Origin of the sequence: Planktothrix sp. FACHB-1365, from assembly GCF_014697575.1 — a bacterium.
GTDB lineage: Bacteria > Cyanobacteriota > Cyanobacteriia > Cyanobacteriales > Microcoleaceae > Planktothrix.
On record NZ_JACJSC010000005.1, the window covers coordinates 139,983 to 161,164 of the forward strand.

Here is a 21,182-nt window from a genome sequence, read left to right on the forward strand (position 1 = left end):
GAATAACCCATTTGACACTTGACCGAAGTTGAATTTTTTGGCAAGGTGAAAGACGGTATAGCAGCAAGGAGAAAAGACAATTGCCGACTTTAGGAGTCAATATTGATCATATTGCGACCATTCGCCAAGCCCGTCGCACCGTTGAACCCGATCCTGTTGGGGCGGCTATCATTGCTGAATTAGCGGGGGCTGATGGCATTACGGTGCATTTACGCGAAGATCGACGCCATATTCAAGATCGAGATGTGCGACTATTGCGACAAACGGTAAGAACCCATCTGAATTTAGAAATGGCGACGACCGATGAAATGGTGGCGATCGCATTGGACATCAAACCCGACTATATTACCTTAGTTCCCGAACGTCGGGAAGAAATTACCACCGAAGGGGGGTTAGATATTGCGGGACAAATTCCTCGGATGACCGATGTTGTTAACACCCTACAGAGTGCTGGAATTCCGGTGAGTTTGTTTATTGATGCCAACCCTCAACAAATTGAAGCCTCAGCCCAAGTTAAGGCGAAATTTATTGAACTGCATACGGGATGCTATGCGGAGGCGAAAGGGGAAGACCAAGCCAGAGAATTAGAGATTTTAGCCACTGGATGTCAGTTAGCCTTAGAAGCGGGACTGCGGGTAAATGCGGGTCACGGGTTAACGTATTGGAATGTTTACCCCGTTGCGGCAATAGAAGGGATGGAAGAACTCAACATTGGTCATACAATAATAAGTCGGGCAGTTCTCGTTGGCCTGGATCAGGCTGTTCGAGAAATGAAACAAGCGATAAACGGGAAACTCTAACCCCCAAATCGTCCCATTGCAGCATTTACAATGATTAACCATGCAGACTTATTACTACGTTTTAGCCAGTCGCCAATTTTTGATTAAGGAAGAACCCTTAGAAGAAGTGTTACGGGAACGCACCCGCAACTATCAGGAAAATGAAAAGGCAATTGATTTTTGGTTAGTGGAGCAGCCTGCCTTTTTGGAAGCACCAGAAATGGCAGCCGTTAAAGAGAAATGTCCTCAACCTGCGGTCGCCATTGTTTCAACGAATAAACAAGTGGTGGTTTGGTTGAAATTGCGTTTAGAGTATGTTCTCACGGGAGAATTTCAAGCACCAACTGCGAGTATTCCCGATGCTTTGGCTTCTTTGGCAACGGCGTCTTAAAAATCTGGATTCAATAGTTGACCCTGATTAATAAAATGAAAGCTGTTGCTTCATTCTTTAAGATCTGACCCCTTGGAGAACAGTAGTTAAACTAAGCCAGAAAGATGACTCTCTGGCTAGTCTGATAAACCGGATGTCAACGTTTCCCTGCATCCGGCTCTTCAACTTTTGTAGAACAGGCATCTTGCCTGTTAATCAGTACATCAGTGATTTCCTGTTGAATAAAATGATCAGTAAAACAATTGTGATATTGAAAAATTAAAATAAGGTTTCCTATTGATATAACACAGGGTTAGCTAACAACTTTTAGCGGTGACACAGAAATAGTAGTGACTACAAAATATGAGTCAGAAGCAAAGATTAGAATTAACTTGGATTGGTAAAGAAATTCGCCCTAAGTTGGAGCCGCGAATTTTGCTGCAAGATCCAGATAAATCCTATCATGCGACTCATCGGATGAGTGAAAATGATAGTTTTGATAATCGCTTGATTTTTGGGGATAATTTGTTAGCTCTCAAGGCGTTAGAGTCAGAGTTTGCAGGAAAAGTTAAATGTGTTTTTATTGATCCGCCCTACAATACCGGATCAGCTTTTGAACATTATGATGATGGCGTAGAACATTCGATTTGGTTGTCTTTAATGCGCGATCGCTTAGAGATTATTCGCCATTTATTATCAGAGGATGGATCGCTGTGGATGACGATTGATGATCATGAAGCCCATTATTTGAAAGTGATATGTGATGAAATTTTTGGAAGAAATAATTTTATCTCAAATATTATATGGGAAAAAGCCGATAGTCCCAGGATGGATGCACAATTTTTTTCTACAAGACATGACCATATTTTAGTTTTTGCCAAAAACAAAACAAAGTTTGTCATTAATAAAATATCAGTGAATGAAGAAGGTTTAGCCAAACATTATGATAAAGTTGATGAAACCGGAAGACCTTATTATTTAAAACCTCTTAGAGCAATGGGAGGAGATGATTCAAGAGAAGCTAGACCGACCTTATTTTTTCCACTGACTGCACCAGACGCTTCTGATGTTTTTCCTATTAGAAAAGATGGGAGTGAGGGGAGATGGCGATGGAGTCAAGAGAGAACTGAATCTGATCAACATTTAATTGAGTGGATTAAAAGTAGAAAGGGTTGGTCTCCTTATTATCGTATTTATGGAGATGTTAAATCCTTTCGCCCTCCAGAAACGATTTGGAATCATACAGATGTGGGCAGTAATCGAACCTCAAAAGCAGAAATAAAAACTATATTTAATCACATTAAGGCATTTGATACTCCTAAACCCGAAAAATTAATTCAGCGTATTATTTCTTTAGCAACTAATCCTAATGATCTTGTTCTTGATTCCTTTGCAGGCTCAGGAACAACAGGTGCAGTCGCGCATAAAATGGGAAGACGTTGGATTATGATTGAACTGGGAGAACATTGCCATACCCATATTATTCCCCGACTTAAAAAAGTCATTGATGGCGAAGATCAAGGGGGAATTAGTAAAACAGTAAACTGGAAAGGAGGCGGTGGATTTCGATACTATCACCTTGTACCCTGTCTACTGGAAAAAGATAAATGGGGAAAGTAGAACATCCCGATGAACCGAGGGAAATAGTTATTCATATCAATATGTTAAACTAAAATAACTCCAATAAAAGCCTGAGTAGAATTTACGGGCTTTAAACCTAATTAATGTTTTGGTAGACCTCCTGTTTATGCGTCAAAATGGTGTTCAAGGGTTGTCCACAATACTCGTTTTTAGTCTTCTAACGATCAGCAGTTGGACTCTAGCAACTCGAAGCAGTTTAGCTCAGGAAACGTGTGCAGCACCAAAACCGGGAGAATATCTGTTATTGATTGTCAGTAACACTTCTGAGGAACAGAAATTGGTGCAGCGCACGTTACCCAATGATATCAAGAGTGAAGTGTGTCGGTATTTGAGTAATTTAGTGACACGGGTGGGGGGGTTTAATGATCAACTGGTAGCAGAAGATTGGGCGGCATATTTGCAAGATAAAGTCAAATTACCGGCTTATGTTGTTAAACAGGAGGCGACTCCGGTATCGCGTCCCAGTCCCAACTCAACCCCCGTTGTTCGAGAAACTCCTCCCTCCTCCGCCTCTAAGCCAGAATTAACGAGATATAATCCTCAACCTTTGGGGTCAGGTTATGCAGTTTTAGTGGATTATTTTAATCAACCCGAATTAGCCCTACAATTACGAACAGTTATTGGTGGAGATGTGGGTTTAGTTTCCTATGGTCAACGACCTTATTTATTGGTAGAATATACAACAAATTCTGACAAAGCAACAGCAACCTTAAAACAATTAAGTAGTCGTGGCTTTTGGTCAATGTTAGTCGATAGTAATCGGGTAACAGTAATTAGTCCTGCAATTAAACCTTAAGCGCATAGGCTTCTAAATTGCATCTGGAAACTCCAACTCTTGACTGTTCCCTGTTCCCTGTTTCTACAATGAAGCTTGGATAAAATGCAAAGGCCAATTTAATTCGGCAAACGAACCAATGACAATGCCTAATCCTAAACCGACAATCACTTGAAATGGGGTATGACCTAATAATTCAATTAATCTTTCTTCACTTAACTGTTTGTGTTCTTCAAACACTTCATCAATGATTTGATTTAAAATTCGTGCTTGTTTTCCCGCCGCTTGACGAACTCCAGCGGCATCATACATCACAATCACTGCAAAAACAACAGCAATGGCAAAATCAGGACTTCCCCATCCCATTGTTTTGCCTACTCCCGTTGCTAAAGCCCCGACAAAAGCGGAGTGGGAACTGGGCATTCCTCCCGTTGTCACTAACACCCGCAAATTAATTTTGCCATGTTGGACTAACTCAAATGCTAATTTAGACAGTTGAGCTAGAATACAGGCTAACAGGGCGACCCATAACACTTGGTTATCGAGGATTTGAGCAAAATCTTGCATAAACTAGAAAAAAATAGCTTTAGTGAGTGCGATTAGTGATAAAATCGGCGATCGCTAACAAGGGAATTGCCCGGTCTCCATAGTGAGATAATTCCGCTTTTGCGTCTGCAATTAACTGCTGGGCTTGACGTTTGGATTCTTCTATTCCCCATAAACTGGGATAGGTCACTTTTTGGGCGGTTAAATCCTTCCCGGCGGTTTTTCCGAGTTCCTCCTGAGTAGCGGTAATATCGAGAATATCATCGACAATCTGAAACGCCAAACCAATATTACGCGCATACCGAGATAAGCATTCAATATCGGTTTCACTCGCACCTGCTAAAATTGCGCCACAGACGACACAAGCTTCTAATAACGCCCCAGTTTTATGGGTATGAATATACGTCAGGGTTTCTTCGGAAACATCCGTTAATCCTTCAGAGTCTAAATCCACGACCTGTCCCCCCACTAAGCCTGCGGCTCCCACCGCCCGACCTAAACGGGCAATGACCTGTAACACTTGATTAGCAGGAACATTAGGAGTTTGGGTGGCAACAAATTCAAAGGAATAACTCAATAAACCATCCCCGGCTAAAATCGCAATATCCTCTCCATAAACCTTATGATTCGTCAGTTTTCCCCGACGATAATCATCATTATCCATGGCCGGAAGATCATCATGAATCAAGGACATGGTATGAATCATTTCTAAGGCGCAAGCGGTCGGCATGGCCATCTCTATCGTCCCACCGACTAACTCACAAGTGGCAAGACACAAAATCGGTCGCAGACGCTTTCCTCCAGCCAGCAAGGAATAACGCATTGCCTCATAGATTTTTTCAGGGTAGGTTAGAGGAAGAGACGCATCTAAAGCCTGTTCTACCAGGGTCTGCCGTTGGGTCAGATACGCCGATAAATCAAACTGAGAGTTCTCCAACGGCGAGTTAATTTCGCTTGCCAATACCATGATGCAGCTTTGTATAGGGGTGATGTTAACATGCATTTCACTCCTGGGGACTGAATTTTGCCCAAATTGCAGGAGCAAAGTCTTAACTTCACTATTTTACGAGTCTTGGGGTACAGAAGTGATCATGAATTTATCAACAGGGGACAAAGACAGGCAGAAAAGCCAAGACTGTCAAATCTTTGGATGTTTACCAAAATTTTACAATAGCGCTCCCTAAACTTTACAAAACCCCCGTGATATTACGGAGGAAGCAGCGCATAGAATGTTAGTTAAACATGAAACCGGGCTATCTGAGGTGCAGGCTACCATGATGAATATTTCTACTGCTAGTCGTTTCTTCGCTCTTTCCGTTGGCGGAAGTATTGCATTTACAATTACGGGAGTCAATACTGCACAAGCCGCAACATTTAGCAGTCTTAACATTTTTGGGGATAGTTTGAGTGATCCGGGTAATATTTATAATTGGACAGGTGGGTTAATTCCCGATCCTCCAGCAGCTTATTATCAAGGACATTTTTCTAATGGCCCCATCTGGACAGAGTATTTAGCAGAAGATTTAGGACTCAACCCAAGTCTTTATACCCTTGGAATTGCTTCAAGTCAAGGCGTTAATTATGCTTTTGGTGGAGCAACTACAGGAAGTACAAATATTATTAATAAGCTGAACACTGAGCTTCCCCCATTACCTGGTGTACAAACTCAAGTCCTATATGCACAACAAAATAAACCGGCTGATCCTAATGGTTTGTATATTCTTTGGGCTGGAGGAAATGATTATACCTATGATGGTAATAAAAATACGACAGGGGTTGTTGATAATTTATCTGTAGCGATCAATGATTTATACAAGAGCGGCGCCAGAAATTTCTTAATTGGAAATTTACCCGATTTAAGCAAAACTCCTTTAGGAAGTAGTGGTGTATTAGTTCCAGTTGATGAATTACAAGACACGGTAAAAGATCATAATGCTTTACTTAAAAAAGAAGTTAAAGACTTAAATCAATCATTGTTTAATTCTAACATCGCCCTATTTGATGTTAATGCTTTATTCAAAGATGTGATTAAAAAACCATCTAAATATGGGCTAGAAAATGTGTCTAATGGTTGTTTATTAGTCGGTTGTACTAATCCCGATGAATATTTATTCTGGGATAATTTTCACCCGACAACGGCAGGTCACAAATTGATAGCGGATGCTGCTTATGCAACTCTTGAAAAAGAATTTGGCTCTAAGTCTGTTCCTGAACCCAGTACCGTATTGGCTTTAACTGGATTAGGGTTAGGATTACTTTTGAAAACAAAAAAAATCGGAGTTAAAAAATAGCACTGTGTAAATCATTGGGCTTAAGATGGGAATGAATTACTTCCCCATCTTTAAACCAAACAATGCGACGAGTTTGACGGGCAACATCGGGTTCATGAGTCACCATTACAACGGTCATTCCACTGGCATTTAATTCTGTAAAAATATCCATAACTTCTTGAGTCGTTTGAGAATCTAACGCTCCCGTGGGTTCATCTGCTAATAATAACACCGGACGATTAACAATCGCACGAGCGATGGCGACCCGTTGTTGTTGACCCCCTGAGAGTTGATTGGGTTTATTATTTAATCGATTTTCTAACCCCACTCGAATTAACGCTTTTTTAGCCCGTTCTCGACGTTCTGCGGCGGGAATTCCTGCATACATCATCGGTAAAATTACATTATCTAAGGCACTCAATTGGGGTAAAAGATGGAATTGCTGGAAAACAAATCCTAATTTAATATTTCTAATTTTGGCTAAATTATTTTCCGACATTTTTGCCACATTTACCCCATCCAAATAATAGGAACCTGTGGAGGGACGATCTAAACAACCGATAATATTCATTGCTGTTGATTTTCCCGAACCCGATGCCCCCATAATAGAACAATATTCTCCTTGTTCTACCGTTAAAGTTACCCCTTTTAACGCCTGAACTTGAATATCACCCATGCCATAAACTTTGGTGACATTTTCTAAATGAATAATAACAGGTTTGGGTTGTAAATTTTGATTTTCGGGTTGGGTGGAAATTGATGTTTTCATAATTTAATATTGACAACTTAAACACTTCTTAAAGCAACAATAGGGTCAAGTTGAGCCGCTTGTTTGGCGGGAACAACACCAAAAAATAATCCAATTCCCCCAGAGATGCTAACGGCTGTTACAATGGCAACGGTAGAAATTCCGGCTTCTAAAGGCGTTAATGCACCCACTAATAAAATACCACCCACGCCAATCAAGGTTCCAATTAAACCCCCGGCGGCGGATAAAATGACAGATTCAATCATAAACTGAATTAAAATATCAGATTGGGTAGCTCCGATGGCTTTTCTTAAGCCAATTTCTTGGGTTCTTTCCGTCACCGAAACCAGCATAATATTCATAATTCCAATCCCACCCACTAATAAAGAAATGGCGGCGGTTGCTGCTAACAAAATGGTTAAAGCTCCAGCAATACTTCCCAAAATATTCATTAAATCTTTTTGGTTACGAACGGTAAAATCATCTTCATCAATGACTTTATGACGTAACCGCAGTAAATTTTCTATTTGGAATTGAGCCGCAGCCATATTATCTTGGTCATCAATGGCAATGGAAATAAACGTCACTTGAGTTCCATAAGGTGATTTATTCCCCACAATTCGATTCGCCATTGTAGTTAAGGGGACAAAGGCATTCATATCTTCATTACTGCCAAAACTTGAGCCTTTGGGCTGCATGACTCCCACCACTTGTAAGCTCATATTTCGCAGTCGAACGGATTTACCAATGGGGTCTTCATTGCCAAATAATTGTTGAGCTAATTCCGATCCTAACGCCACAACTTGTTCATTTCGTTTTAAGTCTAAATCCGTAATAAATCGACCTTTAGCAATATCAAAATTCCGCACCGATAAATATTCTGGTGTTGTACCTATCACAGAAGCCGAAGCATTATTACTGCGATAAGTCATTAATTCACTACCATTCAAAGACGGAGCTACTTGTTCAACAGATGGGACTTGTTCGGCGATCGCTCTTGCATCTTCTAAGACTAAATTTTGGGGAGGAAATACCGGACGACGTTGAGATTCTGGACTTCCAGGTAACACAAATAAAACATTCGGCCCCAAAGAATTTACTTGATTATTGACAAATTTCTGAGCCCCTTCTCCAATACCAATCATGGCAATAACAGAGGCATTCCCAATAATAATTCCTAACATGGTTAAACTACTTCGCATTTTATTGGCTAATAGCGTTGTAGTCGCCATTTTGATACTTTCTAAAAAATTCATAATCTGGTTGTCAGGGGTTGGGTGTTGAGAAATGGTGTGTGCGTTTGTCACTGACGCACCCAACATTCCAGGAGGGTTTAATCTTTTATAATTATATTATAGCTGATATAGAAACAAATTTCATCTTAAAATGAGTGAAGATAATGTTATGGAGTTTTAGCCATGAATGACAAACAGCTTCAAGAACAGGCAAAAAGTTATATTAAGATTCTTTTTAATGCCAACACAGATAATTTATTAGAATTAGCGAAACTCATCGGAATTGACCTGACAAAAGATTTGGTTGGTATTGATTTAAAGGGTCTTAATTTGGCAAAAACTGACTTAAGAAATGTTAACCTGAGTCAAGCCAACTTAAGTCGCGTTAACCTAACTGAAGCCAACCTGAGTCAAGCCAACTTAAGCCAAGCGAATTTAAGTGGTGTTAACTTAATGGGAGCCAACCTAGAAAATGCAAATTTAAGTGGAGCCAACCTCAATAACTCTAATCTCATTCACACCAATTTAAAAGCAGCAAACCTCAGAGAAGCAGACTTGAGTGAAGCCTATCTCAGCTACACGAATTTGAGTGGCGCAGACCTAAGTAAAGCTTACCTCAGTGGAGTCTATTTAGGAAATGCCAATTTAATCGAAACTGACCTGAATCAAGTTTATTTAAGTCAAGCCAACTTAAAAGGAGTCAACCTCAGTGGACTTAATCTCAGTGAAGCTTATTTTATGGGAGCAAATCTCAGTGAAGCTGATTTAAGTTATGCGAATTTAAGTGGAGCCAACCTCAGTCGAGCCAACTTAAATAAAACAAATTTGATGGGAGCAAACTTAAGCGGAACTAACTTGATGGGAGCGAATTTAAGTGAAGCAAACTTAACAAAAACAAATTTAGTTGCAAGTAATATTAGCCGAGCCAACTTAATGAGAGCAAACTTGTTTCAAGCCGATTTAAGTTTGGCTAATTTGTGTTTTGCCTCTCTAAATCTTGCTAATTTAAGTCTCACGAACTTGAGTGGAGCTATTGTTAAAAAGGCTCAATTTAGATCAAATTTAGGGATTTCAGCAGAAGCCAAGAATGATCTCATTAGCAGGGGTGCAATCTTTGATAATTATATTGGCAATAGCTTAAATACTTTCAACCCTCAATAAGAGTTGTAATTTTCTATCCAAACTATTTATTAAAGCTTAAAGGAAATCCTATAATTACTTATTTCTAAAGATAGAACACGGCTATTGCAGGGGAAAATTAAAATCGGGCTGAAACCTTTAGTCTGAAAGAATTTCTGTTTTTAAATCCCAGAGAAATACGTTAGAACGCAGAGCAAATTTCAACTTTACCCTTGCAACTTTAAAAACGATGTGTTAACGTCATAGTCAAATATGGCGAAGAAGTCAGCCGAGTCTTGCTGTTGACTAGCGATAGTCAGCAAGAGCGGGGGAACCAAATTTTTGGGGCTAATCTCTTTTGATAAATAATAAAGAGAAGGGTATCTCTCAACCCCAGCCCGTCAGCTAACTCCGTAGGCATTGGGAGGAGACTGAAACAGTCAGAATTATTCATAATCTGACGAGATTCAGTGTTCCAGGCCAGTATCTTTTTCTTCGCATTCACTGACCTAGACTCTGAGGAAAATTAATGTTCTTACAATTGAATCTTGCGACTCTCGCAGTCGCCGGACAGATGGCGTGGAAAAAAACCAAGCCCATCTTATTTCGGGATACGTTTCTATTACCAACGTTAGGATTTTTAGGGGTAATTTTTCTGTGGTGGTTTGCGGCAACATTCCTCACAGACTTAATGCCAACCCCTTTAGAAGCCTTAATCGATAGCCGAGAATATGCTAATCCTTTTTTTAGAAAAGGGCCGGGTAATTTAGGATTAGGTTGGCTGTTAATTGCCAGTTTACGCCGAGTGATTCTAGGGTTTTTATTAGGGGCTGTGGTGGCAATTCCTTTAGGGTTTTTAATTGGAATGTCACGCCCTGCATTTTTAGCGTTAAATCCTTTAGTTCAAATTTTTAAACCCGTTTCTCCTTTGGCGTGGTTGCCCATTGCGTTAGCCATTTTTAACTTAGCTGAACCCTCCGCCATTTTTGTGATTTTTATTACGTCTTTATGGCCGACTATTATCAATACAGCACTAGGAGTTGGCAGCGTTAATCCTGATTATTTAGACGTAGCCAGAGTGTTAGAAATGCCTCAATGGAAACGAGTGATTAAAATCATTTTACCCGCCAGTTTACCCTACATTTTTACCGGATTACGGATTAGTTTAGGGATTGCTTGGTTAGTGATTGTTGCAGTAGAAATGTTAACCGGAGGAGTTGGCATTGGATTCTTCGTTTGGGATCAATGGAATCGCTTGAATTTAAGTTCAGTATTCCTAGCGGTATTTGTCATCGGAATAACTGGATTATTACTCGATTACGGTTTAGGTCAAATTCAAGCATTAGTAACTCATCACCGCGTTAAAGCATGAGTTTAATTGAATAGAAATTCTCTCTAAAATCCAAAAACAATATGACTACCCGACGTCAATTTTTACAAGGAATGGGACTGACGGCGACGGGACTGGCGTTGTATTCCTGCAATGTTGGTAAACCTCCCAATGCCCAATTATCTGATATTGCCTTAGCCGTTGAACCCGTTGTTGACCCCAAAACTTTAGAAAAACCCAATATTACCGTTGGTTACGTTCCGGTTAATGATTGTGCACCCTTTGCTGTTGCGTATGAAAAGGGATTTTTCCGCAAATACGGACTCAATGTTACCTTATCCCGTGAGGCAAGTTGGGCTAATTCCCGCGATGGTATTATTTTCGGGCGTTTAGATGCCTCTCCCGTCGTTTCGGGTGCTGTTACCAACGCTCGGATTGGCGCTGAAGGTGCCCGAAAAGCCCCCTTGTGTGCCGCCATGACCATTCACCGCCACGGAAACGCCATGACGATGAATAAAGCCATGTGGAATTATGGTTTACGACCTTGGCATGAATATAACGGTAATTTAGAGGAATTTGGGCGAGATTTTCGAGGTTATTTTGATGCTTTGCCTCCCGAAGAACGGATTTGGGCTGTTGTTTTAAGTTCGGCGATTTATGAATATTTTGCCCGCTATTTATCGGCTGCTGCTGGGGTTGATCCGATTCAAGAATTTCGGATTATTATTATTCCTCCACCCCAAATGGTGAACAATATTAGAATTGGCGCCATGCAAGCTTATATGGTAGCAGAACCTTGGAATACTCGTGCTATTACGGGCAATGAAGGTGTGGGTTTTACCTTTGCTCAAGGCTCTGAAATTTGGTATGGACACCCCGATCGATTATTAGGTGTGATGGAATCATTTATTAATGAAAATCCCAAGACCTATCGCAGTTTAGTAAAAGCCATGATTGAGGCTTGTCAATATTGTAGTAATCCCGCTAATCGGGTGGAAGTTGCTCAACTAATTACTGACCCTTCTTTTACCGGAGCAAAACCGAAAAAAGGAGCCATTGATAAATTTACTAAACCTGGAATTGTGGGGGATTATAATTACGGCGGATTTGATAACCAACAACGAATTATTTCCGATCCCTATACAACAATATTTTATGATGCTCCCCCGAAGTTATCGTACATTCCAGGGATTCATTCTACATTTTTATGGCAGTCTCAAAGCCTTTGGTTAATGACTCAAGCGGCTCGTTGGGGGCAAATTAAAGAATTTCCCAAAGATGCAGAACAAAAAGCTCATAAAGCTTGGCGAACGGATTTATATCGAGAGATTGCAAACGAAATGGGAATTGAATGTCCGAAGGAGGATTATAAAATCGAACCTGCTGAATTTTTTATTGATAAAAAAGCTTTTGATCCAAGTGATCCAGTCGGTTATCTCAAGAGTTTTGAAATTCGAGCTAATCGTCCTCAATCTTTCTTTTTGTCTTAGGGGATAAAAACCCCGGTTTCTGAATAGAAAATCAAGCTTTTAGTGCTAATTCGAGATGAGAAACCGGGTTTTTGCACAGTCTTAAATCTTTCTTTTTGTCTGAGTTTATCTTGAGTATCCTTTGAGGTTAATTATGAAACAATTCCCAACTTCAATGTCAACCCCAGCTTCTACTTTAAACCCAACTGAATTTTTAACTATTGAGAATTTAGTGAAGTCTTATCCCAATCCTAATGGCGGAGAATTTGTGGTTTTAGACCCAATCAATCTCACCATTGGTGAGGATGAATTTATATCTGTGATCGGTCATTCTGGTTGTGGAAAATCTACCCTATTAAAAATAGTAGCGGGGTTAGAAAAAGCAACATCGGGTTCTGTACGCATTGAAGGAAAAGAAATTCGTAAACCGGGTTCAGATCGAATGATGATCTTTCAAAATTATTCTTTATTACCTTGGTTAACCGTTCGAGAAAATATCCGGTTAGCGGTGGATGAAGTTCTCAAAAATATGTCCTCTGCGGAAAAAATGAGTTTAGTTAATGAACATATTGCCATGGTGAATTTAACGGCTGCTGCTGATAAATATCCCCATGAAATTTCAGGCGGAATGAAACAACGGGTGGGAATTGCACGAGCTTTATCAATTCAGCCCAAAATGTTATTAATGGATGAACCGTTTGGCGCGTTAGATGCGTTAACACGGGGTAAATTACAAAAACAAGTTTTAGATATTTGGGAACAAAATCGTCAAGCGGTGATGATGATTACCCATGATGTTGATGAGGCAATTTATATGTCTGATCGGATTGTTTTGATGACCAATGGCCCCCATGCTAATATCGGAGAAATCTTAGATGTACCCTTCCCCCATCCCCGCGATCGCCATGAATTACGAGAATCATCTGAATATTATGAATTACGAAACTATGCCTTAGATTTCCTCGAACGATATTTTACCTCCGATGAATAAATAATTGTTCTCATCCCAAGATTTTGTAGAGGCGTTCCCCATAATGTCTCTACCCATTTTCTAATTTTCTGTTTCCTGTCTTCTGTATCCCATATAATAAAAGAACTGTTTATGTGATGTCGAGTAAATAGCCGTGACTTCCCCAGAAACTTCATCCCAACAGCAACCCCAACCCGAAAACCATCCCGCACTCAGTTCTAGCTATTACACCTTGTTAGGGCTTCATCCTAGTGCTACCCCAATAGAAATTCGCCGCGCCTATCGGGAATTGAGTAAACTTTACCATCCTGATACAACAACCTTATCAAAGGCGATCGCAACAGCCAAATTTCAAACCCTCAACGAAGCTTACGCCACCTTAAGCAACCCCCAACGACGTCAATCTTATGATCTAAAAATCGGTTATTCTCGATATCATGTGATTCAGGTTCCAACTAATTTTAATCAACCCATATCTAAAAGCCATCCTTATCCTAAATCCTCTGCTTATTTAGACCCAACAGACCGTCCCCTTTCCGCCGGAGAGATTTTTGCATTATTTCTGATGGGACTGAGTTTAATAGGGTGTTTATTCTTAGCTATTTTTATCGGTTTAACTCGTTCTGGCGGAATGATTCAACCCATTCAACCTCCAGGGTTTTAATTCATTTTAACCTGAATTTATCCCTGATTATAGATTTATTTTTTATTAATTAAAATTCCATATAATTACTCCAAAATAATCATTAATTTACACATTTCTGATTCCCTGGTAGGGGCGAGGTTTCCTCGCCCTCACAATCAATTTAGAATCAAAACAGTTGTACCATTGATTTAGACTTACTATATAATGAAGAATTAGCAGTAGTAAGTCGCTCTTTTATCTTTAATTTATGACCTTGCCCAGTTCCGATACACCCTTATATAATCATCCCTTACCTGATATTGAAGACTGGTTACGTTCTCATGGGGGCGAACAAGATAGTAAAGAGCTTCATTATTGGCGGATTAAAAATCCCCATTGGACAGCAGATTTATGGTTAGACGTTGACCAAATTACAGTGCGTTATATTGGTGCGGCAAACAACGGTCAAGATATTCAACGTTCCTTTAAGTATTCCCTATCTCGCAGAGATCTCGAATCAGCTATTTTTGGCGGGCCATAATCAGTTATCAGTTATCAGTTATCAGTTATCAGTTATCAGTGATTTAAACTTTACCGAATCTTCGTTCCCGTTTTTGATAGGAAGATAACGCGAGATGTAATTCTGTATGATTAAAATCAGGCCAGAGAGTATCGGTGACATAAATTTCTGCATAGGCGAGTTGCCATAATAAAAAATTACTAATTCGCAATTCTCCACTGGTGCGAATTAACAAATCTGGGTGACACATTCCTGCCGTATATAAATGTTGTTCAAACAAAGTTTCATCAATATCTTCCGGTTGAATTAACCCTTGTTTCACTTGAGTCGCAATCTTTCGACAAGCGCTTAAAATTTCTTGTCGTCCGCCATAATTTGTAGCAATAGTAAATAGAATACCCTTATTATTTTTCGTTTCCTCCATTGAATATTCTATTTTTTTCTGTAGAGACTGAGGAAGTGCCGTTAAATTTCCCACAAACTGAATTCGCACTTCCTCTTCCATCATTTCCCGCAGTTCGCGCATCAAAACCCGCTCAAACAATGCCATTAAAAAATCCACTTCTTCTAACGGACGACCCCAATTTTCAGTCGAAAAGGCATAGGCTGTTAGGGCTTGCACACCCCAATCTCGACAACAGCGTAAGACTTCTTTAAGAGCATCCACTCCTCGACGATGGCCCATAGTTCGCGGTAAACCCCGACGTTTCGCCCAACGACCATTGCCATCCATAATCACAGCAATATGTTTGGGTAAACGGCTTTGGTCTAAATCTGCGGGTAATTCATATATAACCCTTGTTTTAGCACTCATTTTTTCTCCCGAGAAGCTTTGGAACGAGGACGGAATAAGCCAGACACTAGAGCCCATCCTTGGGAACCAATGCGGTTTCCCCAATGGGTAATCGAAATTGAAGCCGCAGTTCGGTCATCATTGGATGTCCAAGACCGAGCTTCTAATAGCTCTTTCAGTTTACTGCTAGTTAAGGGTCGATTGAGGACTCCTTTCTCCGCCAAAGAAATTGAGCCTGTTTCTTCTGACACTACAATACACATACATTTTGCCACCCGTTCCGTAATTCCCATCGCGGCTCGATGACGAGTTCCCAATTGTCGAGAGGCCATCCGTTCCGATAACGGTAAAATCACTCCTGCGGCTGCAATTCGAGAAGCTCGAATTAACACCGCCCCATCATGGAGCAAGGTTTTGGGTTGAAAAATGGTTTGTAACAGTTCCCTAGAAACTTCTGCATTCAGTTTAACCCCCGGAACCGAAAAATCCCGTTCATCAATGGGGCTGGCTGTTTCAATAATAATTAATGCGCCTGTGCGGTTTTGCGAAAGTTCTTTAACGGCTTCTACAATTTGATCAATCACCCCATCGGGTTCTGGAATGGCACGGCGACCTTGACCAAACAGTTGCAAAACTTCTCCCCGACCCAATTGTTCTAAAAATTGGCGGAATTCCGACTGTAACATAACTGCCATCGCTACAGCAGACCCAGTAACTAAACTATTGAGGGCAATATACAATAACCTCAAATTAGCCCAGTTACTAATGGCCGTTGCCAACATTAGAATAATAAATCCTCGTACCATCCATAGAGTACGGCGTTCTCCAATGATGACCAACACCACATAAGCGACGGCAAAAACTAATCCAATATCAAGACTTTGAATCAACCAGGGAGGAATTCCTTGCTTTGTCATGAATAGGCGCCGTATTCATCGAAAATTATTATCAAATTTTAGAGTTAAATTGTTAGCGGTTAACGGTTGACTCTTGATTGTTAAAGTATCAACGCTCAAGAGTCAACTGTTAATCGTTAAGGGTTGAGTGTCAACCGTTCAGGAAGTCGATCTTTTCGGATTAAATCTTGGTAAGATTCTCGTTCAATAATTACGTTAGCATCGCCATCGTTGACTAAAATCGCCGCAGGTTTAGACAGTCGGTTATAGTTCGATGCCATACTATAGTTGTAGGCTCCGGTTGCCATGACCACGAGAATATCCCCAGATTCAACTTTGGGCAGTTGAGCATCCTTAATTAAAATATCCCCAGATTCACAATGTTTTCCTGCCAGGGTGACTGGTTCAGTCATGGGTGCAGACATTTGATTTGCCAATACCACTCGGTACAAGGACTGATAGGTTATAGGACGGGGGTTATCGGACATCCCCCCATCTACAGCAATATACGTCCGAATTCCAGGAACTTGTTTTTGAGAACCAACGGTATAAGCGGTGACACAGCTAGAACCAATTAAAGACCGTCCCGGTTCACATAATAATTTCGGTAAAGGATATTGTTTCTGTTCACAGGCTTTGATAACGGATTCAGTAACAATTTTTACCCAATTTTCAATACTGGGGGGATCATCTGACTCCGTATAGCAAATCCCTAAACCTCCACCAATATTAACTTCTGAGATATTTAAACCGAGTTGATTGGCTTTAGTTAATGTATCAATAATAACTGAACCCAAATCATTATGGGGTTGCAATTCAAAAATTTGGGAGCCAATATGAGCATGAACTCCAATACAAGCTAAACCTGGTTGTTGACTGATAAATTGAAACACTTCATCCAATTGACCGGGATCAAAACCAAATTTACTATCTAAATGTCCGGTGCGGATATATTCATGGGTATGACATTCAATTCCAGGGGTAAACCGAATCATCACCGGAATAGGATGATCAACAATAGACTGTTGACTGAGTTGAACAAGAGTGTGTAAATCTAACCAATTATCCGCAACAACGGTACATCCATTTTCAATCGCTAATTGAATTTCTTCTGAGGATTTATTATTACCATGTAAGTAAGTTTTCTCCGGTGGAACTCCAGCTTGTAGCGCCGTATAAAGTTCTCCTCCTGAAACCACATCAATGCCTAATCCTTCAGAGGCGACAATGGCACAAATCGCTAAACAATTCCACGCTTTGGAGGCATACAAAACTAAAGATTCACCCGGATAATGACGTTTGAAGGCTTCCCGGTATTGTTGACAAGCCGTTCGCAGGGTGGTTTCATCGACAATATAAAGGGGTGTGCCAAATTGTTCAACTAAAGCGGTAACATCACAACCGCCTATTTCTAAGTGATCTTGGGGGTTGACTTTCGCCGTCAGAGGGAGTAGATGTTGATTAGGCGATCGCGTTTCAACCGCATCCGTTGATGCCGATAGGTATTGCAGTCCAGAATTTTGCACAGGAAATACTATATTAACACTTCTATAGATCAGATTTTACCCTAAAGTCGCGCAGATGTCGGGTATTGGGTGCTTTCAAAACAGAAGATACTCAACGTTAAGTTTTTTTACAGAAGCTTGAGAATAGAGTTGGGCAATCAAAGCTGGTATAATGGAATACTAGATTTTCAGATCAATGGATTGTGTTTGTCGCCATGAAAAGCCCAGTACAAAAAATTCTATTTGGTAGCCCTGGAACAGGGAAAAGCCACAAAATAGTGCATGAAATTATTCCTGCTTTAGGTATAGGTAGGGAAAATGTAATTAAAACAGTATTTCATCCTGAATATACTTATGGAGATTTTGTTGGTAAGCTAATTCCAGTTACAAAAGGGGAAAAGGTTCAGTACAAATTCTTCTCAGGCCATTTTTTGTGCGCTTTATCTAAAGCTTATCGCAAAATCTTCGATGTATATAAAAATCCTACTAAGGATAAAAATTTTAAAAATTTAAGTATAGAAGAACAAAATATTTTATTATCTACAGCCCGATCAGAAGCTTGTCAGAAAGCTGAAAACGTTATTTTAGTTATAGATGAAATCAATCGTGGGAATTCTTCTGCCATCTTTGGAACTGTTTTTCAGTTATTAGATAGAAATGACGATGGCTGGTCATCTTATAGAATTAATGTACCAGAAATAGAAATACTAAAAATATTAGAACTCATGGGAGTCAAAGACCAAACTTTAGCTACTAATCAATCTCAATATAAATTTCCAGGTGAAGGCGATTGGGTGAATGAATATACAACTTTCCAAAATAGATTAGATTGTTTAGATATTAGTCTGGAAGATAGAGCAATTAAAATTCCCCCTAATCTTTCTATTGTTGGGACGATGAATACATCTGATAACTCTATTTACTTTATGGATAGCGCATTTAAACGGCGCTGGGAATGGGAGTTTATTGATTGGGATGAAAGTGAACCCGAACCCCCCAACTATTCAGATTTTGAAGAATATGAATGGAAAAAGTTAGTCAAACAAATTAATCTTTTTATTAAAAGTCATCACGATTCTGTTCGCGGAATAGAAGATAAACAAGTTGGATATTTTTTCATTAATTATAAAAATAACTGTATTACTTCTGAACAAATAAGAAATAAACTCATGTTTTTCTTGTGGGATAGTGTCTTTAACCGAGATAAAAGACCTTTAGTTGATTTGCTTGAAGTTGATCGTTCAGAATTAATTACATTTGGAGATTTTACCAAATTACATAATATATTTATTGAAAAAATTCGGGCGTTTACTCCTAAATTGTAGAGCTATTAAATTTCATACTTATACAGATTAATATATGTTTAATTTTGCAAAAATTACCTTAGTCAAACAGAGAGAAGCAAAAGACAACTTCGTTGGTATCCGAAAATCTGCTTCTGATAAAGGGTTTGAATTTTGCCTTCCGAATGGATTTGATGATTTCCCCGATGGGGATTTTGATCAAATCAAAGATTTATTTTTTAGAATGTACCGTACTTTTAATAAATTTGAGAGAGATAATAGAAATAGTGATAGATTTAATTTGAATAAACCTGAATATCAAGAACAACAGGATCAAACTACTCTTTCTTCTGGTGGAGTAACTTTTAAAACTGATGAAGGAGAATCTTGTGTTATTTATAGCAAGATTAAAATGATCGAAAAAATTCTTTCAGCTTATGATGATCTATCACTTCACTCAATTCAAAGAAAGATTAGTCGAAGTGATAAAATCGACTATTCTCAGATTTATAAATATTTAGATAGGGCTATTTATTTAGAGGATGATATCATTCACATTGAAACAATGGATTTACCCCGTCCTCTCTTGCGCTATGAAAGTACAGATTTAATTGATCTGTATTGTTTAATTTTAGATGAAATCATTCAACAATTAGAAGAAGATGCTCCTGATAATGTCAAATCTCGTAGTCAAGATATTAAATTTTTTGCTCAACGGTTTAAAGAAAATTATTTAACTAGCAATCAGTCAATTTTTGATAAAGATACTTACGAGGAAACTATTAATATACTGAAAGAAACATTGGATCATATAGATAATTGTACTTATTATAAAGATGCTGACTATTGGCAACTTTATGAAGCTATAGAAACATTTTTGTATGGTGAACTAAATCCGCAACAACAGGAGGGCGAATATTGGGGAATTAAGGGATTTTCTTACGTTTGGGAAGATATGTGCCATACATACTTTTTTCGTCAAAGCCCAGATTTTCGTTACAGTCAAGAAAGAAATATTACTTATAATTATAATTCTTGGAATATTTGTTATGCAGATACAGATATATCTTTAAAAGGTTATCAAAATCCGAAGCGCGTAATAGAAGATAAAAATAGAGTAGGTAATTATTGTACTCCTGGGCGTAATACAACGAAAGATGATAGAACCTGGATTTATTGTACTAAATCTGATAAACCTTATCCTGATAACTCAGGATATTTTTGGTGGAGTGAGCTTTTATCTATTGAATTTAACTCTGGTTTGGGAATGTTTTTATACAATGAGCCTGAAAAGTCGAATTTTTTCAACAGAAATCAAAAAAATGCTTTGCGTAGATTTCCACGCCCTGATTTAGTATTGCAATCCCCAGATCGAAAAAAATTAAGGATTATAGATTTTAAGGATGTACCCATCACATTTTTTGAGAAAAATAAACAAAAATCTTTTGAAAACACTGAAGAAAAATATAGAATTGATGTGATTAAACAATTAACCTATGAGTTAGCCTTACAACAAACTCACTTCGTTTGGCAAAATTGGTTTTTAATTCCTGGTTATATAAATGATTTAAATATAGAATTTTTAGATTCAAAAATTGATATCAAGGGGATTCAAGTAAGAAAAGCAAATTTTACTAAAATACAAACTGTATATTTAGGAGAAAATTCATGAACAAAGATAATTTCTTCATCTTTAAAGATGTTACTATAGATAGTGATTACCTTCCGTTAATCACATTTAAAACAATCAATCAAAAAGAAGCTGTTGAAAATTATATCATTTCAGAAGCAAAGGATTTTTTTATAAATATTCTTAAAATTAATGATGAGTTAATTCAAATTCCTTATCCTAATTTAATTACTAAACAGGATTTCAATACAAGAGATATTAAAGATTTTTATAATATCCTTTTTTATGATTTAGACCAGCGGCATTCTAATTCTAATAGAAAATTAAAAATTAATATTAAATGGGGTATAACATTTGATGAGGAGTGTACACCTATTGAGGTTGGATATTATAATCGCGCTCAAGATAAAATTGTATATTTTGACAATCGCCCTAATCGTCCTCGTATTGCTTATCGTCGCTCCCATCTTAATCTAATGCCTTATCGCAAATATGGAACTATAGATATTAATAGAATCCCTATTTTCTACTATCTTTATTTTACATTTCAAGAAATTTTGGATGTCATAAAAAATGTTAATTGATAATACTTCTAGTCGTTAATAATTAGTATTAAATAATTTAAGATGTTTTCAAATTATATTTTTGTTATGATAACATTGCTCAAAGCTAAACTTT

General features: G+C 38.7%; 21 protein-coding genes and 1 riboswitch. Of the genes, 14 read left to right on the forward strand and 7 right to left on the reverse strand.

The window, feature by feature from the left end:
* The first annotated feature begins 80 nt into the window (after positions 1–80).
* From H6G57_RS09190 to H6G57_RS09205, 4 genes are all read left to right on the forward strand, one after another.
* The gene (locus H6G57_RS09190) at positions 81–800 is read left to right on the forward strand and encodes a pyridoxine 5'-phosphate synthase (protein ID WP_190517862.1); all 720 of its coding nucleotides are present in this window, start codon (positions 81–83) and stop codon (positions 798–800) included.
* A gap of 40 nt (positions 801–840) precedes the next feature.
* Complete coding sequence (locus H6G57_RS09195; RefSeq protein ID WP_190517864.1) at positions 841–1,170, forward strand: MgPME-cyclase complex family protein; 330 nt, start codon at positions 841–843, stop codon at positions 1,168–1,170.
* 342 nt (positions 1,171–1,512) lie between these two features.
* Entirely contained in the window at positions 1,513–2,769 is a 1,257-nt protein-coding gene (locus H6G57_RS09200) for a site-specific DNA-methyltransferase (RefSeq protein WP_190517866.1), read from the forward strand.
* A gap of 109 nt (positions 2,770–2,878) precedes the next feature.
* On the forward strand, positions 2,879–3,586 hold the full coding sequence (locus H6G57_RS09205) for a hypothetical protein (protein ID WP_242048924.1): 708 nt from the start codon (positions 2,879–2,881) through the stop codon (positions 3,584–3,586).
* A gap of 63 nt (positions 3,587–3,649) precedes the next feature.
* On the opposite strand, the gene H6G57_RS09210 is transcribed toward H6G57_RS09205, so the two are convergent.
* Together H6G57_RS09210 and crtE are read right to left on the reverse strand one after the other, a co-directional pair.
* Positions 3,650–4,132 (reverse strand): divergent PAP2 family protein, encoded by a 483-nt coding sequence (locus H6G57_RS09210; RefSeq protein ID WP_190517869.1) that lies wholly within the window; start codon positions 4,130–4,132, stop codon positions 3,650–3,652.
* Positions 4,133–4,151: 19 nt separating this feature from the next.
* Positions 4,152–5,078 carry a geranylgeranyl diphosphate synthase CrtE gene (gene crtE, locus H6G57_RS09215; RefSeq protein ID WP_190517871.1) on the reverse strand — a complete coding sequence of 309 codons (927 nt, stop codon included), beginning with the start codon at positions 5,076–5,078 and terminating at the stop codon, positions 4,152–4,154.
* A gap of 262 nt (positions 5,079–5,340) precedes the next feature.
* Between crtE and H6G57_RS09220 the strand changes: the two genes are divergently transcribed.
* Entirely contained in the window at positions 5,341–6,402 is a 1,062-nt protein-coding gene (locus tag H6G57_RS09220) for an SGNH/GDSL hydrolase family protein (RefSeq protein ID WP_190517872.1), read from the forward strand.
* Here H6G57_RS09220 and H6G57_RS09225 read toward each other — a convergent pair.
* Positions 6,392–7,150 (reverse strand): ABC transporter ATP-binding protein, encoded by a 759-nt coding sequence (locus H6G57_RS09225; protein WP_199314133.1) that lies wholly within the window; start codon positions 7,148–7,150, stop codon positions 6,392–6,394. The two genes, H6G57_RS09220 and H6G57_RS09225, sit on opposite strands and share 11 nt — an antisense overlap.
* 17 nt (positions 7,151–7,167) lie before the next feature.
* A complete protein-coding gene (locus tag H6G57_RS09230) occupies positions 7,168–8,385 on the reverse strand; it encodes an ABC transporter permease (protein WP_190517874.1) in 1,218 nt (405 codons plus the stop codon).
* A gap of 162 nt (positions 8,386–8,547) precedes the next feature.
* On the opposite strand from H6G57_RS09230, the gene H6G57_RS09235 reads away from it, so the two are divergent.
* From H6G57_RS09235 to H6G57_RS09260, 6 genes are all read left to right on the forward strand, one after another.
* Positions 8,548–9,525 (forward strand): pentapeptide repeat-containing protein, encoded by a 978-nt coding sequence (locus tag H6G57_RS09235; RefSeq protein ID WP_190517876.1) that lies wholly within the window; start codon positions 8,548–8,550, stop codon positions 9,523–9,525.
* Between the two features lie 235 nt (positions 9,526–9,760).
* Positions 9,761–9,918, forward strand: a riboswitch (cyclic di-AMP (ydaO/yuaA leader).
* A gap of 94 nt (positions 9,919–10,012) precedes the next feature.
* Positions 10,013–10,855, forward strand: coding sequence for a nitrate ABC transporter permease (ntrB, locus tag H6G57_RS09240; RefSeq protein ID WP_190517878.1), 843 nt, complete (start codon positions 10,013–10,015; stop codon positions 10,853–10,855).
* A gap of 41 nt (positions 10,856–10,896) precedes the next feature.
* Positions 10,897–12,303: an ABC transporter substrate-binding protein gene (locus H6G57_RS09245; RefSeq protein ID WP_190517879.1), complete on the forward strand. Its 1,407-nt coding sequence runs from the start codon at positions 10,897–10,899 to the stop codon at positions 12,301–12,303.
* A gap of 133 nt (positions 12,304–12,436) precedes the next feature.
* Positions 12,437–13,273: an ABC transporter ATP-binding protein gene (locus H6G57_RS09250; protein ID WP_190517881.1), complete on the forward strand. Its 837-nt coding sequence runs from the start codon at positions 12,437–12,439 to the stop codon at positions 13,271–13,273.
* Between the two features lie 133 nt (positions 13,274–13,406).
* Complete coding sequence (locus tag H6G57_RS09255) at positions 13,407–13,916, forward strand: J domain-containing protein (protein ID WP_190517882.1); 510 nt, start codon at positions 13,407–13,409, stop codon at positions 13,914–13,916.
* 229 nt (positions 13,917–14,145) lie between these two features.
* Entirely contained in the window at positions 14,146–14,418 is a 273-nt protein-coding gene (locus tag H6G57_RS09260; protein ID WP_190517884.1) for a DUF3143 domain-containing protein, read from the forward strand.
* Positions 14,419–14,461: 43 nt separating this feature from the next.
* Here H6G57_RS09260 and H6G57_RS09265 read toward each other — a convergent pair whose 3' ends face one another.
* From H6G57_RS09265 to lysA, 3 genes are all read right to left on the reverse strand, one after another.
* Positions 14,462–15,211 (reverse strand): isoprenyl transferase, encoded by a 750-nt coding sequence (locus tag H6G57_RS09265; protein WP_190517885.1) that lies wholly within the window; start codon positions 15,209–15,211, stop codon positions 14,462–14,464.
* On the reverse strand, positions 15,208–16,107 hold the full coding sequence (gene cdaA, locus H6G57_RS09270; protein ID WP_190517887.1) for a diadenylate cyclase CdaA: 900 nt from the start codon (positions 16,105–16,107) through the stop codon (positions 15,208–15,210). Before cdaA ends, H6G57_RS09265 begins: the two co-directional genes overlap by 4 nt.
* Positions 16,108–16,223: 116 nt before the next feature.
* Positions 16,224–17,612, reverse strand: a complete 1,389-nt coding sequence (gene lysA, locus H6G57_RS09275) for a diaminopimelate decarboxylase (protein WP_190517889.1) — start codon at positions 17,610–17,612, stop codon at positions 16,224–16,226.
* Between the two features lie 194 nt (positions 17,613–17,806).
* Between lysA and H6G57_RS09280 the strand changes: the two genes are divergently transcribed.
* Genes H6G57_RS09280 through H6G57_RS09290 form a run of 3 tightly spaced genes read left to right on the forward strand, consistent with a single transcriptional unit; the run spans position 17,807 to position 21,088 of the window.
* Positions 17,807–18,916 (forward strand): AAA family ATPase, encoded by a 1,110-nt coding sequence (locus tag H6G57_RS09280; RefSeq protein WP_190517890.1) that lies wholly within the window; start codon positions 17,807–17,809, stop codon positions 18,914–18,916.
* A gap of 34 nt (positions 18,917–18,950) precedes the next feature.
* Positions 18,951–20,546, forward strand: a complete 1,596-nt coding sequence (locus H6G57_RS09285; protein ID WP_190517892.1) for an LlaJI family restriction endonuclease — start codon at positions 18,951–18,953, stop codon at positions 20,544–20,546.
* Complete coding sequence (locus H6G57_RS09290; protein WP_190517894.1) at positions 20,543–21,088, forward strand: hypothetical protein; 546 nt, start codon at positions 20,543–20,545, stop codon at positions 21,086–21,088. The genes H6G57_RS09285 and H6G57_RS09290 overlap by 4 nt, the downstream gene beginning before the upstream one ends.
* The last annotated feature ends 94 nt before the right edge of the window (positions 21,089–21,182 follow it).